This window comes from Acidovorax sp. 94, assembly GCF_003634645.1.
GTDB lineage: Bacteria > Pseudomonadota > Gammaproteobacteria > Burkholderiales > Burkholderiaceae_C > Acidovorax > Acidovorax facilis.
Map to the genome: position 1 here is coordinate 4,515,998 of NZ_RBJA01000001.1, position 17,981 is coordinate 4,533,978.

General features: G+C 63.9%; 13 protein-coding genes. All 13 read left to right on the plus strand.

Annotated elements, in window-relative coordinates:
• Position 1: 1 nt before the first annotated feature.
• The 13 genes from C8C94_RS20830 to C8C94_RS20890 all read left to right on the plus strand — a co-directional run bounded on the left by C8C94_RS20830 (position 2) and on the right by C8C94_RS20890 (position 17,940).
• On the plus strand, positions 2 to 1,420 hold the full coding sequence (locus C8C94_RS20830; RefSeq protein ID WP_121422049.1) for an MFS transporter: 1,419 nt from the start codon (positions 2 to 4) through the stop codon (positions 1,418 to 1,420).
• Between the two features lie 37 nt (positions 1,421 to 1,457).
• Entirely contained in the window at positions 1,458 to 5,261 is a 3,804-nt protein-coding gene (locus tag C8C94_RS20835) for a nitrate reductase subunit alpha (protein ID WP_121422050.1), read from the plus strand.
• Between the two features lie 23 nt (positions 5,262 to 5,284).
• Complete coding sequence (narH, locus tag C8C94_RS20840) at positions 5,285 to 6,808, plus strand: nitrate reductase subunit beta (RefSeq protein ID WP_121422051.1); 1,524 nt, start codon at positions 5,285 to 5,287, stop codon at positions 6,806 to 6,808.
• Between the two features lie 22 nt (positions 6,809 to 6,830).
• Positions 6,831 to 7,532, plus strand: a complete 702-nt coding sequence (gene narJ, locus C8C94_RS20845) for a nitrate reductase molybdenum cofactor assembly chaperone (RefSeq protein ID WP_121422052.1) — start codon at positions 6,831 to 6,833, stop codon at positions 7,530 to 7,532.
• Positions 7,529 to 8,263, plus strand: a complete 735-nt coding sequence (gene narI, locus C8C94_RS20850; protein ID WP_055398430.1) for a respiratory nitrate reductase subunit gamma — start codon at positions 7,529 to 7,531, stop codon at positions 8,261 to 8,263. Before narJ ends, narI begins: the two co-directional genes overlap by 4 nt.
• A gap of 157 nt (positions 8,264 to 8,420) precedes the next feature.
• Positions 8,421 to 9,227, plus strand: a complete 807-nt coding sequence (locus C8C94_RS20855) for a peptidylprolyl isomerase (RefSeq protein WP_121422053.1) — start codon at positions 8,421 to 8,423, stop codon at positions 9,225 to 9,227.
• 27 nt (positions 9,228 to 9,254) lie between these two features.
• Positions 9,255 to 9,935 carry a carbonic anhydrase gene (locus tag C8C94_RS20860; RefSeq protein WP_121422054.1) on the plus strand — a complete coding sequence of 227 codons (681 nt, stop codon included), beginning with the start codon at positions 9,255 to 9,257 and terminating at the stop codon, positions 9,933 to 9,935.
• Positions 9,936 to 10,031: 96 nt separating this feature from the next.
• On the plus strand, positions 10,032 to 12,476 hold the full coding sequence (locus C8C94_RS20865; protein ID WP_121422055.1) for an adenosylcobalamin-dependent ribonucleoside-diphosphate reductase: 2,445 nt from the start codon (positions 10,032 to 10,034) through the stop codon (positions 12,474 to 12,476).
• Positions 12,473 to 13,804: an NnrS family protein gene (locus tag C8C94_RS20870; RefSeq protein ID WP_233573533.1), complete on the plus strand. Its 1,332-nt coding sequence runs from the start codon at positions 12,473 to 12,475 to the stop codon at positions 13,802 to 13,804. Before C8C94_RS20865 ends, C8C94_RS20870 begins: the two co-directional genes overlap by 4 nt.
• Before the next feature lie 24 nt (positions 13,805 to 13,828).
• Positions 13,829 to 14,500 carry a nitroreductase gene (locus C8C94_RS20875; RefSeq protein WP_121422056.1) on the plus strand — a complete coding sequence of 224 codons (672 nt, stop codon included), beginning with the start codon at positions 13,829 to 13,831 and terminating at the stop codon, positions 14,498 to 14,500.
• A gap of 47 nt (positions 14,501 to 14,547) precedes the next feature.
• A complete protein-coding gene (locus tag C8C94_RS20880) occupies positions 14,548 to 14,961 on the plus strand; it encodes a hypothetical protein (protein ID WP_055398435.1) in 414 nt (137 codons plus the stop codon).
• Positions 14,962 to 14,968: 7 nt separating this feature from the next.
• Complete coding sequence (locus tag C8C94_RS20885) at positions 14,969 to 15,532, plus strand: hemerythrin domain-containing protein (RefSeq protein ID WP_233573534.1); 564 nt, start codon at positions 14,969 to 14,971, stop codon at positions 15,530 to 15,532.
• Between the two features lie 191 nt (positions 15,533 to 15,723).
• On the plus strand, positions 15,724 to 17,940 hold the full coding sequence (locus C8C94_RS20890; protein WP_121422058.1) for a glycosyltransferase family 41 protein: 2,217 nt from the start codon (positions 15,724 to 15,726) through the stop codon (positions 17,938 to 17,940).
• Positions 17,941 to 17,981 lie beyond the last annotated feature (41 nt).

The following is a 17,981-nucleotide window of genomic DNA, read 5'->3' on the forward strand; positions in this document are numbered from 1 at the left end:
CATGTCTGCCACACCCGCCAGTAGGCGCCAGGGGCGTCTGCTCACCCTCTGGGCTCCTGAGGACAAATCGTTCTGGGAGCGCGAAGGCGAAGCCATCGCCAAGCTCAACCTGTGGATCTCGGTGCCCGCGCTGTTCCTGGCCTTTGCCATCTGGCAGGTGTGGAGCGTGGTCGCCGTGAGCCTGCCGGGCCTCGGATTCAAGTATTCGACCAACCAGCTGTTCTGGCTGGCCGCAGCGCCCGCGCTCAGCGGCGCCACGCTGCGTATCTTCTATTCGTTCATGGTGCCGCTGGTGGGTGGACGCCGCTGGACGGCGATCTCCACTGCCAGCTTGCTGATCCCTGCGATTGGCATCGGCTTTGCGGTGCAGGACAACACCACGACCTATCCCACCATGCTCATCCTGGCGCTGCTGTGCGGCCTGGGCGGCGGCAACTTCAGCTCCAGCATGGCCAACATCAGCTTCTTCTTTCCGAAGGAGCGCAAGGGCTCGGCCCTGGGTGTGAACGCGGGCCTGGGCAACCTGGGGGTGTCGGTGGTGCAATTTCTGAGCCCGCTGGTCGTCACGGCCGGCATCTTCGGCATCTTTGGTGGCGAAGGCCAGACCATCGTCAAGAACGGCCAGACCGTGCAGGTGTGGACGCAGAACGCCGCTTTCATCTGGGTGCCATGGATTGCGCTGACGGCGCTGGCCGCGTGGTTCGGCATGAACGACATCGCCGATGCCAAGGCTTCCTTTGCCGCGCAGGCCGCCATCTTCAAGCGCAAGCACAACTGGCTGATGTGCGTGTTGTACCTCGGCACCTTCGGCTCGTTCATCGGCTATGCAGCGGGCTTTCCGCTGCTCATCAAGAGCCAGTTCCCTGGCGTGAATCCGCTGGCCTACGCCTGGCTGGGCCCGCTGGTGGGCGCCGTGATCCGCCCCTTTGGTGGTTGGCTGGCCGACAAGCTCGGTGGTGCGCGTGTCACGCTGTGGAATTTCATCGTCATGGCCGTGGCCGTGATGGGTGTGACGTTCTTCCTGCCCTCCGGTGGCCCTGGCGGCAACGAAGGCCAGTTTGCAGGTTTCTTCGTGTGCTTCCTGGTGCTGTTCCTCACCACCGGCATCGGCAACGGCTCGACCTTCCGCATGATCCCCGTGATCTTCCTGACCGAAGCCATGCGCGGCGTGGACAAGCACAACGCCGCCGCTGTGGCCAGCGCCAACAAGGAGGGCAATACCCTGGGCGCGGCGACGCTGGGCTTCACCGCCGCCATGGCCGCCTACGGCGGGTTCTTTATCCCCAAGAGCTATGGCAGCTCCATCGCGCTGACCGGCAGCCCCCACGCTGCACTGTGGACGTTCTTCGCCTTCTATCTCGTTTGCATCGTGATCACCTGGTGGACCTACGCACGCAAGCACGCCGAGATGCCTTGCTAGTCAACCCCAGAACAGAAATCAGAAAAGGAGCCCTTCGATGAGCCATTTCCTCGATCGCCTTTCGTACTTCTCGCAGCCCCGCGAGACCTTTGCCCAAGGCCATGGCGAAACCAACGGTGAAGACCGCACCTGGGAAGACGCCTACCGCGACCGCTGGGCGCACGACAAGATCGTGCGCAGCACCCACGGCGTGAACTGCACGGGCTCCTGTTCGTGGAAGATCTACGTCAAGGGCGGCATCGTGACCTGGGAAACCCAGCAAACCGACTACCCCCGCACCCGCCCTGATCTGCCCAACCATGAGCCCCGTGGCTGCGCACGCGGCGCCAGCTACAGCTGGTACCTGTACAGCGCCAACCGCGTGAAGTACCCCATGGTGCGTGGCCGCCTGCTCAAGCACTGGCGCGCCGCCATCGCCCTGGCCAAGAGCCCTGTGGACGCCTGGGCCAGCATCGTCGAGAACGACGCCTCCAAGCGCGAATGGCAAAAGCAGCGCGGCCTGGGCGGCTTTGTGCGCAGCACCTGGGAAGAAGTCAACCAGATGATTGCCGCCGCCAACGTGTACACCATCAAGAAACACGGCCCTGACCGCATCATCGGCTTCTCGCCCATCCCGGCGATGTCGATGATTTCGTACGCAGCGGGTTCGCGCTACCTGAGCCTGATCGGCGGCGTGTGCATGAGCTTCTACGACTGGTACTGCGATCTGCCCCCCAGCAGCCCGCAGGTGTGGGGCGAGCAGACCGACGTGCCCGAGTCGGCCGACTGGTACAACAGCTCGTTCATCATTGCCTGGGGCTCCAACGTGCCCCAGACGCGCACGCCCGACGCCCACTTTCTGACCGAGGTGCGCTACAAGGGCACCAAGGTCGTGTCCATCACGCCCGACTATTCCGAAGTGGCCAAGCTCGGCGATTTGTGGATGCACCCCAAGCAGGGGACGGATGCCGCCGTGGCCATGGCCATGGGGCACGTGATCCTCAAGGAGTTCTACTTCAAGGACGGGGGCAAGGGCCGCAGCACCTACTTTGACGACTACGCGCGCCGCTACACCGATCTGCCATTGCTGGTGGTGCTCAAGGAAAAGACACTGCCCGATGGCCGCACGGTGATGGTGCCCGACCGCTATGTGCGCGCCAGCGACTTCCCCGGCCAGCTCGACCAGTCCAACAACCCCGACTGGAAAACCGTGGGCTACGACGAGCTGGGCCAGGTCACGCTGCCCAATGGTTCCATCGGCTTTCGCTGGGGGGCGGACGGCCGCCCCGACCAGGGCCTGTGGAACCTGGAGAACAAGGAAGCACGCACCGGCAACACCGTCAAGCTCAAGCTGTCGGTGATCGAAGATGGCGAGCAGGCCCACGACATTGCCGATGTCGCCTTCCCGTACTTTGGCGGCGTGGCAACGCCCAACTTCACGGCCAACGAACAAGGTGGCGACGTGATGGTGCGCCGCGTGCCGGTGTCCCACCTGGAGCTGGCCGGTCACGAAGCCCAGGGCCGCGTGATGGTGGCCACCGTGTTCGACCTGCTGGCGGGCAACTACGGCATTGACCGAGGCCTACCGGGCGAAGAGCCCGGTGGCGGTTACGACGCCGACCGCCCCTACACCCCTGCCTGGCAAGAGGCCATCACCGGCGTGCCGCGCGAGCAGATCATCACCGTGGCGCGCCAGTTTGCCGACAACGCCGACAAGACGCATGGCAAGTCCATGGTGATCATCGGCGCGGCCATGAACCACTGGTACCACAGTGACATGAACTACCGGGGCATCATCAACATGCTGATGCTGTGCGGCTGTATTGGCCAAAGCGGTGGCGGCTGGGCGCACTATGTGGGCCAGGAAAAGCTGCGCCCACAGACGGGCTGGACGGCGCTGGCCTTTGCGCTGGACTGGATCCGCCCACCGCGCCAGATGAACAGCACCAGCTTCTTCTACGCCCACACCGACCAGTGGCGCTACGAGAAACTGGGCATGGAGGAAATCCTCTCGCCCCTGGCTGACAAGAAGGCCTACCACGGCGCGCAGATCGACTACAACGTGCGCGCCGAGCGCATGGGCTGGCTGCCATCAGCGCCCCAGCTCAAGACCAACCCCATGCAGGTGGCCAAGGATGCCGCTGCAGCGGGTATGGACGCGAAGGATTACGTCGTCAAGTCTCTGAAGGACGGTACGCTCACGATGAGCTGCGAGGACCCGGACCATCCGTCCAACTGGCCGCGCAACATGTTCGTGTGGCGCTCCAACATCCTGGGCTCGTCGGGCAAGGGGCATGAATACTTCCTCAAGCACCTGCTGGGCACCACCCACGGCGTGCAGGGCAAGGATCTGGGCAAGGACGAAGCCAAGCCCGAGGAAGTGCAGTGGCACACCAACGCACCCGAAGGCAAGCTGGACCTGCTGGTCACGCTCGACTTCCGCATGAGCACGACCTGCCTGTATTCGGACATCGTGCTGCCCACGGCCACCTGGTATGAGAAGAACGACCTCAACACCAGCGACATGCACCCCTTCATCCACCCGCTGTCCACCGCAGTGGACCCTGCCTGGCAGGCCAAGAGCGACTGGGAGATCTACAAGGGCTTCGCCAAGGCCGTGAGCGAGGTCAGCGTGGGCCACCTGGGCGTGGAAAAGGACGTGGTGCTCACGCCCATCATGCACGACACGGCGGGTGAAATGGCCCAGCCCTACGGCGTGCGTGACTGGAAGCGGGGCGAGTGCGAACTGATCCCCGGCAAGACGGCGCCGCAGGTCACCGTTGTCGAGCGCGATTACCCCAACCTCTACAAGCGCTTCACCGCCCTAGGCCCATTGATGGACAAGGCAGGCAACGGCGGCAAGGGCATCGGCTGGAACACGCAGACCGAAGTCGGCCAACTGGGCGACCTGAACGGCCGCGTGAAGGAAGAGGGCGTGACGCAGGGCATGCCCCGCATCGTGACCGACATCGACGCCACCGAAGTGGTGATGATGCTGGCGCCCGAAACCAACGGCCACGTGGCCTGCAAGGCCTGGGAAGCCCTGGGCAAGCAGACTGGGCGCGACCACGTGCACCTCGCGCTGCACCGCGAAGACGAGAAGATCCGCTTCCGCGATATCCAGGCGCAGCCGCGCAAGATCATCAGCTCGCCCACCTGGTCCGGTCTGGAAAGCGAAAAGGTCAGCTACAACGCCGGCTACACCAACGTGCACGAGTACATCCCATGGCGCACCCTCACGGGCCGCCAGCAGTTCTACCAAGACCACCCGTGGATGCGTGACTTTGGCGAAGGCTTTGTGAGCTACCGCCCACCGGTGCACCTCAAGACGCTGGAAGAAGTGGAAGGCAAGAAGCCCAACGGCAACCGCGAGATCGCGCTGAATTTCATCACGCCGCACCAGAAGTGGGGCATCCACAGCACGTACAGCGACAACCTGATGATGCTCACGCTCAACCGGGGTGGCTCGGTGGTGTGGCTGAGCGAGGACGACGCGAAGGTCGCTGGCATCGTGGACAACGACTGGGTCGAACTCTTCAATGCCAACGGTGCCATTGCAGCCCGTGCGGTGGTGAGCCAGCGTGTAAACCCCGGCATGGTGATGATGTACCACTCGCAAGAGAAGATCATCAACACCCCCGGCTCCGAGATCACCGGCACGCGCGGCGGCATCCACAACTCGGTCACGCGCATTGTGCTCAAGCCCACCCACATGATTGGCGGCTATGCGCAGTTGAGCTACGGCTTCAACTACTACGGAACCATTGGTACCAACCGCGACGAGTTCGTGCTGGTGCGCAAGATGGACCGCGTGGACTGGCTCGACGACGAGCCCGTGTCCAGCACGGCAGCCCACGCCTGAAGCCGAAGACAAGGAGAAACACGATGAAAATTCGCGCACAAATCGGCATGGTGCTGAACCTGGACAAGTGCATTGGTTGCCACACCTGTTCCGTCACCTGCAAGAACGTCTGGACCAGCCGCCCCGGGGTGGAATACGCCTGGTTCAACAACGTCGAAACCAAGCCCGGCATCGGCTATCCCAAGGAGTGGGAAAACCAGGACAAGTGGAACGGCGGCTGGGTGCGCAACCCTGACGGCTCCATCGCCCCCCGTCAGGGCGGCAAGTGGAAGCTGCTCATGCGCATCTTCGCCAACCCCAACCTGCCCCAGATCGACGACTACTACGAGCCCTTCACGTTCGACTACGACCACCTGCAGTCGGCGCCTGAAACGAAGGCCGCACCCACGGCCCGCCCGCGCAGCCTGATCACCGGCAAACGCATGGAGAAGATCGAGTGGGGCCCGAACTGGGAAGAAATCCTGGGCGGCGAGTTCAGCAAGCGCAGCAAGGACAAGAACTTCGACGATGTGCAAAAGGACATCTACGGCCAGTTCGAAAACACCTTCATGATGTACCTGCCGCGCCTGTGCGAGCACTGCCTGAACCCGGCGTGCGTGGCATCGTGCCCCTCGGGCTCGATCTACAAGCGCGAGGAAGACGGCATCGTGCTGATCGACCAGGACAAATGCCGTGGCTGGCGCATGTGCGTCAGCGGTTGCCCTTACAAGAAAATCTATTACAACTGGCAGTCGGGCAAGGCCGAGAAGTGCATCTTCTGCTACCCCCGCATCGAAGCGGGCCAGCCCACCGTGTGCTCGGAAACCTGCGTGGGCCGCATCCGCTACCTGGGTGTGCTGCTGTATGACGCAGACCGCATCCAGGAAGCTGCCAGCGTGGAGCGCGACCGCGACCTGTACCAGGCGCAGCTCGACATCTTCCTGGACCCGAACGACCCGGACGTGATCAAGCAAGCCCGCATCGACGGCATCCCGGACAGCTGGATGGACGCCGCGCGCAACAGCCCCGTCTACAAGATGGCCGTGCAGTGGAAGGTGGCCCTGCCGCTGCACCCTGAGTACCGCACGCTGCCCATGGTCTGGTATGTGCCACCGCTCTCGCCCATCACGGCCGCTGCCAACGCGGGCCATGTGGGCGTGAATGGCGATATCCCCGATGTGTCGCAGCTGCGCATCCCCGTGCAGTACCTGGCCAACCTGCTCACCGCTGGCGATACCGGCCCTGTGGTGCGGGCGCTGGAGCGCATGCTGGCCATGCGCACCTACCAGCGCGACAAGCACGTGGAGCAGCGCCAGAACCTGGCCGTGCTCAAGCAGGCCGGCCTGTCGATGGCCGAGGTCGAGGAGATGTACCACGTGATGGCGATTGCCAATTACGAGGACCGTTTCGTCATCCCATCGGCCCACCGCGAGTACGCCGAAAACGCGTTCGACATCCGGGGCGGCTGCGGCTTCTCGTTTGGCAACGGGTGCTCGGATGGCGCCACCGAGACCAGCATGTTCGGTGGCAAGAAGCCCCGCACGATCCCGATCAAGGCCACGGTCTGATTGCACACAGGAAGGAATCACCATGTTCAAGAAGAACCCGACCTCTTTGCGCCTGACCCTGCGCGCCCTGGGCTACCTGCTGAGCTACCCCGATGCGCAGTTGCGCAGCGTGATGCCGCAGCTGATCGACGCGCTGCAGGCCGAGCAAGCCCTGACGGCTGATCGCATGGATGAGCTGAAGGCAGTGTGCGAGCACCTGGCTGCACTCGATCCGCTGGAAGCCGAGGCCCGCTACGTGGACAACTTCGACCGGGGCCGCCAGACCTCGCTGCACCTGTTCGAGCATGTGCATGGCGACTCGCGCGACCGGGGGCCTGCGCTCATCGATCTGCTGCAGACCTACGACAAAGCAGGTCTGAAGTTTGAAGCCGAAGAGCTGCCCGACCACCTGCCGGTGGTGCTGGAGTTCGCCTCCACCCAGCCGCCCGAAGTGGCCAAGGAGTTCCTGGGCGAAATGGCCCACATCCTGAACGCGCTGTTCAGTGCGCTGGTGGCAAGAAGCAGCCCCTATGCCAGCGTGATTGCTGCGGTGCTCGAAGTGTCGGGCCAGCGCGTGCAGTCGGTGGCGCTCACCCCCGAGCCGCCCATGGACGAGGTCTGGGCCGAGCCCGAAGCGTTTGGCGGTTGCAGCACCCAGGGCCAGGCCAAGCCTGACCAGCCGCAGCCCATGCATTTTGTTCGTACTCCCCGCGCCGAGCGGGCACCAGAAGGAGTCTCCGTATGACCGCCTGGCTTGACACCCTCTTGTTTGGCATCTATCCCTACATTTGCCTGGCCGTCTTTTTCATTGGTAGCTGGGCGCGGTTTGACCGCGACCAGTACACCTGGAAAAGCGATTCGTCGCAGCTGCTGCGCACCGGCAGCCTGCGCTGGGGCAGCAACCTGTTCCATATCGGTGTGCTGTTCCTGTTCTTTGGCCATACCGTGGGCATGCTCACGCCGCACTTCCTGTACGAAGGCTTTATCACTGCAGGTGCCAAGCAGATCATGGCGATGGTGACGGGCGGTATCGCGGGCGTGCTGGGCTTCATTGGCCTGTCCATCCTGCTGCACCGGCGCCTGTCGGATGACCGCATCCGCGCCACGTCCAAGACCAGCGACATCCTGATCCTGGTGCTGCTGTGGCTGCAACTGGCGCTGGGCTTGGCCACCATTCCGCTGTCGGCGCAGCATCTGGACGGCTCCATGATGATGAAGCTGGCCGAGTGGGGTCAGCGCGTGGTGACCTTCCGCAGCGGCGGCGTCGAGCTGCTGGCCGAAGCGGGTTGGATCTTTAAGGCCCACATGTTCCTGGGCATGACGATCTTCCTGGTCTTCCCGTTCACCCGCCTGGTGCATGTGTGGAGCGGCTTTGGCACGCTGGCCTATGTGCTGCGCCCCTACCAGGTGGTGCGTGCGCGCCGCCTGAACCTGCCACCCGGTCACACGCAGTCGCAAGACCGCCGTGGTGTTTGAGTTCGTATCGCATAAGGAGCACACCATGAGCGGATGTGGAACCGGTAGCTGCGGTTGCAGCACCAGTGCAACCAGTCAGAGCGCCCCCCAAAGCGTGCTTTCCCCCGAGCAAACGGCCGCTTACGAGGCGCTGTCTGCCACGGTAGGGGCGACTGTCATGGCAGACACGCCCGCCATGGCGGCCCCTCAGCCCACGGGGCTGGCCCCGGTGGCGCGCATCAACGGCGTGGCATTGAATTCAACGGCCGACTGGCTGGATGACGAAGCCTTGCGCCAGCGTGCCTGCACTGAACTGTTGCGCCAAGCGGCCCAGCAGGCGGGTTTGCTTTCAGCAGACGATGTGCCCGGCGTCGAGGGAGCTATCAGCACCGAGGCCTCCAACGCCATCGAGCAGCTGCTGGAGCGAGAGCTACCCATCCCCGACCCATCGGAAGAAGCCTGCCGCCGCTACCACGACGCCCACCCAGCGGCACACGCCCAGGGCGAGCGGGCCCAGCTGCGCCACGTGCTTTTTGCCGTGACGCCGGGCGTGGATGTGAAGCAACTGCGTCTGCGTGCCGAGGCCATGTTGATTGACTTGCGCTGTGCAGACGATGGTGGCGCCAAGTTTGCCGAGGCGGCTGCGCAGTGGTCCAACTGCCCCAGCGGCCAGCAAGGCGGCGACCTGGGCTGGCTGACCCGCGCCGACTGTGCCCCCGAGTTCGCCCGCGAGGTGTTTGGCAGCGCCGAGATCGGTGTGCTGGCACGCCTGGTGCACAGCCGGTTTGGCCTGCATGTGGTGGAGGTGGTGGCGCGCGATCCGGGGCAGCAGCCTTCGTTCGAAGAGGTGCGCCAGGCCATCGCCCTCACGCTGCGCCAGCAGGCCTGGGTGAACGCATTGAGGCAGTACCTGCAATTGCTGGCGGGCGCTGCCGTGGTGGAGGGCGTGGCACTGGACGCGGCCGATTCTCCGCTTGTACAGTAGTCGCATTGCACGCCATCTGATCGCACCATGCCCGACGAGCTGCTTGATCGCCTGCGTCGTTTTCACGACGACGCCTTTCCCCAGTACCGCGAACAGTTCCAGACGCTGGTGGACGAGGGGCAGCACCCCACCACGTTGTTCATCGGCTGTTCCGACTCGCGCCTGGTGCCCTACCTGTTGACCGGCGCGGGCCCGGGGGAGCTTTTCCTGGTGCGCAACGTGGGTGCGTTCATCCCGCCGTATGACGGATCTCACGGCCACCATGGCACCACGGCAGCCATTGAGTTTGCAGTGCTCAACCTGCAGGTGCGCCGCATCGTGGTGTGCGGCCACAGTCACTGTGGGGCTATCAAGGCGATGTATGGTGAGGTTTCGCCCGAAGCGCCCAACCTGAACCGCTGGCTGGACCTGGGGCGCGAGGCCCTGTTGCCCATGCAGGCGGGCCCCGAGGTGCTGCGCCGCACTGAGCAACGCGCCGTGGTGCTGCAGCTCGAACGCCTCATGGAGTACCCGATGGTGCGCAGCCGTGTGCAGTCAGGGCAGATCAGCCTGCACGGCTGGCACTACGTGATCGAGGAAGGAGAAGTCCATGTGTTTGATGTCAAGACGGGCGGTTTTGTGCCGGCCTCGCTGGCGGACAACAGCGGCACCGGCCCCTACCACCCTTACGTGGAGCATGATGGGCAAGTTCTTCTGGACGAGCTTTGACCTTGTCCGGCATTCTCGCGGCAGATCCGTGAGGAATGAGGCCCTCTTGATGGAACGCAAGACCTCACTGGCGTGAAACCCAAATCATCGGCCCCCATGAAACGCGAACCTCAGCCCCCCCTCAAGCCCACCTCGTCCCCGCAGCCCATCAGCCTGGATGTGCTGCGCGAGAAATACCTCAAACCTGGCGAAACCACCGCCGACGAGCTGTACCAGCGTGTGGCGCGGGCTCTGGCCTCGGTCGAAAAACCGGAGCTGCGCGACAAGTACGAAGCCTTGTTCCTCGCCAACCTGAAGGCGGGCGCCATCGGCGCGGGCCGCATCATGAGCGCGGCAGGCACCGACATACAGGCCACCCTCATCAACTGCTTTGTGCAGCCCGTGGGTGACTGCATCCAGGGCGTGGATGACGAAGGCTTTCCGGGCATCTACGAAGCGTTGCGTGAGGCGGCCGAGACCATGCGCCGTGGTGGGGGCGTGGGCTACGATTTTTCCCGCATACGTCCCAAGGGCGCACAGGTGAAGGCCACCGCCTCCATGGCATCGGGGCCGTGCAGCTACATGAACGTGTTCGATCAGTCCTGCTCCACCGTGGAGAGCGCGGGAGCGCGGCGGGGGGCGCAGATGGGCGTGCTGCGCATCGACCATCCCGATGTGCACGAGTTCATCACGGCCAAGCGCACGCCAGGGCGCTGGAATAACTTCAATGTGTCGGTGGGCGTGTCGGACGAGTTCATTGCAGCCGTGCAGAACAACGCACAGTGGGAGCTGGTGCACAAGGCTCGCCCCGGCGCTGCGTTGCTCGCCCAGGGCGCCCACCAGCGTGAAGACGGCCAGTGGGTGTATGCCACCGTGCCCGCGCGCGAGCTGTGGGACACCATCATGAAGTCGGCCTACGACTTTGCTGAGCCCGGTATCCTGTTCCTGGGGCGCATCAACGAAGACAACAACCTGCACTATTGCGAAGACATCGCGGCGACCAATCCCTGTGGTGAGCAACCGCTGCCGTCGTACGGTTGTTGTGACCTGGGCCCCATCATCCTCACCCGCTTTGTGCGCCACCCCTTTGGTTTTGGCGGCGTGGCGGCGTTTGACTTTGACGCGTTCACCAAAGCCGTGGCGCTGCAGGTGCGCGCGCTCGACAACGTGCTCGATGTGACCTACTGGCCGCTGCCGCAGCAGCGCGACGAGGCCATGGCCAAGCGCCGCATTGGTGTGGGCTTTACCGGCATGGGCAACACACTGGCCATGCTGTGCCTGCGCTACGACCTGCCCGAGGGCCGCACCATGGCTGCGCGGATTGCCGAGTACATGCGCGACGCAGCGTATGCCGCATCGGTGGACCTGGCGCGTGAGAAAGGAGTGTTTCCGAAGTTCGATGCCAACGGCTATCTGGCCGAAGGCACGTTTGCCAGCCGCCTGCCGGAGTCGCTCCAAGCTGCCATCCGCCAGCATGGCATCCGCAATAGCCATCTGCTCTCCATCGCACCCACGGGCACCGTGAGCCTGGCCTTTGCCGACAACGCTTCCAACGGCATCGAGCCGCCGTTTTCGTGGATGTACAAGCGCAAGAAGCGCGAGTCCGACGGCAGCACGACCGAATACGCGGTGGAAGACCATGCCTGGCGCCTGTACCGTGAGCTGGGCGGGGATGTGGAGGCGTTGCCGGACTATTTCGTCTCGGCCCTCGCCATGCCCGCCGAAGGCCACATCGCCATGATGGAGGCCGTGCAGCCCTTTGTGGACACGGCCATCTCCAAGACTGTCAACATCCCTGCCGACTACCCCTACGAAGGGTTCAAGGACCTGTACCTTCAGGCTTGGCGCGCCAAGCTCAAGGGCCTGGCCACCTACCGACCCAACGCCATCCTGGGGTCGGTGCTGGAGACCCACGCTGCACCTGCGCCCACGCTTGCTGCTGCGCCCATGGTGCCACCCGCACCCCCGGTGGATCCCATGCGCACCGTCATCGAAAGCCGCCCCCAAGGCGGTCTCTCTGCCGTGGCGGAGAAGCTCGAATACTGGACGCAAGAGGGGCACAAGACCCTGTACCTCATCGTGTCCTTCCTGCCCGTGCCCACGGGCGTGGGCAACGGTACGGTGGACCGCGCCATCGAGTTCTTCATGCCCGTGGGCCAGAGCGGCGAGTCGCAGCAGTGGATCACGTCCAGCATGCGCATGTTGTCGCTCGCAGCGCGTGGCGGCTTTTTGGAGCGGGCGCTGTCGGACATGCGCAAGGTCGCCTGGGACCGCGGCCCCGTGCGCCTGGGCACCCATCGCAAGGACGACGGCACGCTGGTGCCCATGTGGCACGACTCCGAGGTGGCGGCCATGGCCTATGCCATCCAGAACATCCTGGCGCGCCGCGTGGCCGACCCGGTACAGCAGCAGCTGCCGCTGGATGAGCCTGCACCGCCCCCGGTGGCAGTGCCCCAGGCCATGGCGGGCAAGAAATGCAGCGAGTGTGGCGCCCACGCCGTGATCCGCAAGGATGGTTGCGACTACTGCACGCAGTGCGGGCATCTGGGGACCTGCGGGTGACCTCTCGCCCCGTCATCCCCCTGCGCACCGCGTCGGGAAAACCGTCGCCGGAGATGCTGGCGTCGCTGGACAGGCAATGGCGCTGGCGCTATCTGATGCTGGCACCGCACCGGTTGGGGTTTTTCCTGGCCATGGTGGTGCTGGTGGTGTCAGGGGGGTGGTGGGCGTTGGTGCAGGTGGCGCGGTCCAGCGGTGGGTGGGGGCTTTACTATGCAGTGTCTCCCACACTGGTGCACTCGGCCGTGATGGCGTTCGGATTCATTCCCCTGTTCTTTTCCGGCTTCCTGTTCACAGCAGGCCCTAAATGGCTCGGGGTGGAGCCTTTGCCAGTGGAGGCGATTCGCGCACCGCTGGTGGCGCAGGCGGTGGGGTGGCTGTTGTGGCTGGCGGGCGCGCACCTGTGGGTGGGCATGGCGCTGGTCGGGTTGGCGATGGCGACGGCGGGCCTCGTCTGGATGACCGCGCAGTTCTGGGGGCGTGTGCGGCGCAGCCAGGCCGAGGACCAGTTGCATGCTCGCACCATCGCCTGGGCTTGTACGCTGGGATGCATCAGCCTTGTTGGGCTGTGGCTGGGGCTGGCCGTGGGCACCCATGCGCTCGCACGTGCCTGGGTCTTCACCGGCCTGTGGGGGTTTGTAGTGGTGGTGTATGTCACGGTGGCGCACCGCATGATTCCATTTTTCACCTCCAGTGCCATGCCCATGGTGCAGGCTTGGCGGCCTTTCTGGGTGCTGTGGCTGATGCTGGCGGCCGCCGTGCTGCAGGTGCTGGCGGTGTGGCTGGATTGGCTAGGGTTGCCTGCCAGCGCTGCGGGGCCGGCCTGGGGGGTGGTACACGGCACGCTGCAGTTGGTGATCGGGGGCGTGCTGGTCTGGCTGGCCTGTGTCTGGGGGCTGGTACAAAGCCTCAAGAACAGGTTGCTGGCCATGCTGCATATCGGTTTCCTGTGGCTCGGCCTTGCCTTTCTGCTCGGAGGGCTTTCGCGGTGGCTGGCGTGGGGCTATGGCATGGGAACCCTGGGCCTGGGAGCGCTGCATGCCCTGACCATGGGCTGCCTGGCATCGCTGATGCTGGCCATGGTGACGCGGGTGTCGTGTGGGCACAGTGGCCGTGCGCTGGTTGCTGACCACACGGCGTGGACATTGTTCTGGCTGCTGCAGGTGGCTACCGTGTTGCGCATTGCGGCAGAAGTGCCGGGCGTTTTTGGCATGGCGTGGGTGTGGGTGCTGCCGGTGGCGGCTTTCCTGTGGGCCGCCACCATGGGCGTATGGGGTGTGCGGCTGGGCCGGTGGTACGGTTGCCTGCGGGCCGACGGCCGGCCGGGCTGAAGAAGCTTCTTTCAAGGACCTGTGATGGCTGTCATTCCCTGGCCTTTGCACCATGCCCCCCGGCAGGTGCCAACGGCTGCGCTCCCGCCAGACGATACCGCCGCCATGGCCGCCGCGCTGATCCACTCGCGCCAGACCATCCTGCCTAAACGCCTGGCTGCTCCCGGACCCAGTGCGGGGGAACTGGCCCAGATTCTCAGCGCTGCGGCCCACGCGCCGGACCACGGCCAATTGACGCCCTGGCGTTTTGTGCTGGTGCCCGCCGCCGCGCGGCCGGCGTTGGCCGACGTGTTTGCGCAGGCTCTGTGCGAACGAGATCCTGCCGCCACGCCCGAGCAGGCCGAGCAGGCCCGCGAAAAGGCCTACCGTGCCCCGGTACTCATGCTGGTGGTGGTAGATAGCCAGTGCGGCGACCCCGCCATCGACCTGTCAGAGCGCTTGGTGTCCGCTGGCTGCGCAGTGCAGAACATGTTGCTCATGGCCACTGCACAGGGCTTCGGATCGGCCCTCACCAGCGGCAAGGCCCTCAAGTCCCCCGGATTGCGCGGCTTGTTCCAGCTGGACGCCTGGGAGCAGGCGCTGTGTTTTGTCAGCATTGGCACCGTGCAATCGCGCAAGGCGGCGCGTGCTCGACCTGTAGTAGACAGCTATGTGAGCACGCTAGACCCGCACAAGGGCGTGGTGCCAGGCTTCTGAGAAGACCAAGCCTCCCTCGCAGCATCTTTAATTCATCGAAATTTTTTATGAACATTTCCAGCTTCGACGATCTACTTGAGGCGGCACGCATGCAGCCTGAACCCCAGCGGCTCCTGTTCGTGTTTGCTGCCGTTGAATTGCCCGACGATGCCACCCCCGCGCAGCGGGCCCGGTTTGAAGCCGGGCAGGGCGGCGCGCTGGTGCCACTGATGTGCGTGGACAAGACGCCACAGGAGCTGCCTTCGTTCGACGCGCTGGTCGGTGAGGCCAGCCAGTTCACGGCCCCTGGCCACGACTGGGCCATGGTGTTCGCAGCCGCCATGTCGGGCACCCTGAACAAGGCGCCCACCAGCGCCGATGCCGAGGCGCCTTTGCAGCGCATGGTGGATGCGATCAAGGGCGGTGCGCATGGTGCCTACATCCCCTTCGACCGCCAGGGCCAGCCCGTGCGCTTTGGGTGAGGCGAGGATGGCGTCCACTTCTGCACCTGCTCGCCACGTTCCTGGCTTCAGCGCACCTGCAGTCGGGTTCGAAGAGCCCTTCGCCATGCTGGAGGCCTGCCACGAGCGCGTGCAGCGCACGCTGACACTGCTGGACCGCCTGCGTGAACATGTCCGCCAGCAAGGTGCCGATGAGAGCGCGCGCCAGGCCGCGCGCGATGTGTTGCGCTACTTTGATGTCGCTGCGCCATTGCACCATGAGGATGAGGAGCTCCATGTCTTCCCGCTGTTGCTGGCCCAGGCTGCACCGGAGATGAGGACTCTGGTGCAGCGGCTGCAACAGGACCATGTCGACATGGTGGCTGACTGGGCGGCGGCGCGAGTTCCGCTACAAGCGCTGGCGCAGGGGGAAATCGAAGGCTTCTCGGAATCGGCAGAGGCGATTTTTGATCGATTTGCGGCGCGCTATGCGAGCCATATCCACCACGAGGAGCGCCAGGCCTACCCAGCGGCGCTGCATCTTTTGGAGCCCGCTGTGCTGGGCAGGATGGGACAAGAAATGGCACACCGGCGGGGCGCGCCTGAGCGCTGAAAAGCTCCGCCAGTGCGCTCAGCGCGCCCAGAAAGAGGAGGCCACAGTACCCGCTTTCCATGGCGGTTTGCTTTGCGGTGGACTTGGCTGTTGTCCCTGGAGCCGCCCGGCTGGCGCTGGATGGCGGTTCGGTGCCGCGCAGGTGTTTACCATGGCGGGATGTCAATCTCTCATCTGTATCGGGAAGCACCTTGACCGACACAAAGAAACCCCATTTCGGGCAGTCCTTCAAGCCTGGTGCCATACCAGCCAGCCAGCCCAGTTTTAAATTCGGAATCAACTATGGAACGGGCTTGGTTGCGGGCGTTAGATCTGTGGAGTCGCCCCTCCCCGATGATGCGACGGCGTGCAACACCCGGGGCAATGAATGGCTGATGGCCAACCGGCCCGCAGACGCTATTCGCGCCTACGACCGGGCCATCGCTCTCAAGCCCGACTACGTTGACCCCTACTTCAATCGTGGCAACGCGCTGCTACGCCTGCAGCGCAATCAGGACGCGCTGGCTTCGTTCGATCAGGCCATTGCACTCTCGCCTGGGTTGGGGCTCGCACATTACAACCGGGGAACGGTCCTGCAAACCTTGGATCGGTTGCCGGAGGCCATGGAAAGCTACCGCAAGGTGCTGGCGATAGATCCTGCGAATGTGCAGGCGCGTTTCAATCTGGGCTGCATTCACCTGCAGATGAAGCAGTTTGATGAAACCCTGGAGTGCATGGACCAGGTGATCGAACGCGCACCCGAGATACCGGAGCCGCACAACAACCGGGGCACGGCTTTGCTGAGGCTGGGCCGGTATGCAGAAGCGGTTGCTGCCTTCAGCCGGGCGCTGGAGATCAACCCGCAGTCCGCCGAGGCGTACAACAACCGTGGCGAGGCGCAACTGCAACTGAGAAATCTGGAAAGCGCACTGGCGGACGTTAGCCGCGCGATCGAGCTTCGGCCCCAGCAGGGGGAGTCCAGATTCCTCATGGGTCGGCTTTTGCGGGAGATGAAGCGGTACGACGAGGCTTTGCAGCAGTTCTATCTGGCCCAGCGGCTGCCCGCTCCTTTGGCGATGCTGCAAAGCGAGATCGTTACCGCCAAGGTCCATGGCTGTATTTGGCAAAACCTGGAGGAAGAACTGCTTCAGCTCCAACAGGACATCCGGGCTAGGCAGCCTGTCCTTGAGCCATTCTCTGCCCTGTCCGTGTTCGACCAGCCTGCCCTCCACAAAGAGATTGCAAGCCGTCTTGTAGAACGCGATATGCCTGGCTCTGCAGCGTTGGGCGCGATTCCTGTTCGTGCGAGGGGCGATAAGATTCGCATCGGTTACTACTCTGCAGATTTTCGCAATCACCCCTCGGCGTACTTGATTGCAGAGCTGATTGAAGTGCATGACCGCGAGCGATTTGAATTGTTCGCGTTTTCGGTCAGTCCCCAGGTGCACGACAGCATGCGCGAGCGACTGGTGGTGGCCTTTGACCATTTTCTGGATGTGCGTGAGCGTACCGATCTTGATATTGCACAGCTTTCACGAGAGCTTGGTATCGACATCGCTGTGGATCTGATGGGCTTTACGCAAGCGACGCGTTTGAGATGTTTTTCCTACCGGTGTGCACCCGTTCAGGTCAGCTACCTGGCGTACCCTGGCACCATCGGCGCCAGTTACATGGACTATGTGATCGCCGACAAGGTGGTGATTCCTCCCCATGCCCAGGCCGACTTCACTGAAAAAGTGGTCTATCTGCCGCACAGCTACCAGGTCAACGACTCCCAGCGGAAAGTAGCTGACCGGACATTTTCCCGCGACGAACTGGGTTTGCCCGCCACTGGTTTTGTGTTTTGCTGCTTCAACAACAACTTCAAGATCCTCCCACCCACGTTTGACGGCTGGATGCGCATCCTCCATGCCGTTGAAGGCAGCGTCTTGTGGCTGCTGGAAGACAACCCGATTGCGGCGCGGAATCTGCGCCGAGAGGCGCAGGCCCGGGGGATTTCTGCAGACCGCCTCGTGTTTGCCAGCCGCGTGCCCATGGACCAGCATCTCGCCCGCCAGCGGATGGCCGACCTCTTCCTTGATACGCTGCCCTACAACGCGCACACCACCGCGAGCGATGCCTTGTGGGTAGGGCTGCCGGTTCTGACGTGTTCAGGACAATCGTTTGCGAGCCGAGTGGCGGCGAGCCTGTTGCATGCCGTGGGGTTGCCCGAGCTTGTCACCCAGACGCAGTCTGCATTTGAGGCCCGAGCCATAGAGCTTGCCCGCGATGTGGCGCAACTCAGGAGCATTCGGGACAAGCTGGAGGAACAGGGGCCCCAGTCGCCATTGTTCAATGCCCGGCTCTTTGCGCGGCATATCGAGTCGGCATACACCACAATGGTCGAACGCGCTCACCAGGGGCTGCCTCCCGATGTGATTGAGGTGTGAAACTTCACGGCGCCCTTCGCGTGGGCGCGAGCCCCATGCCT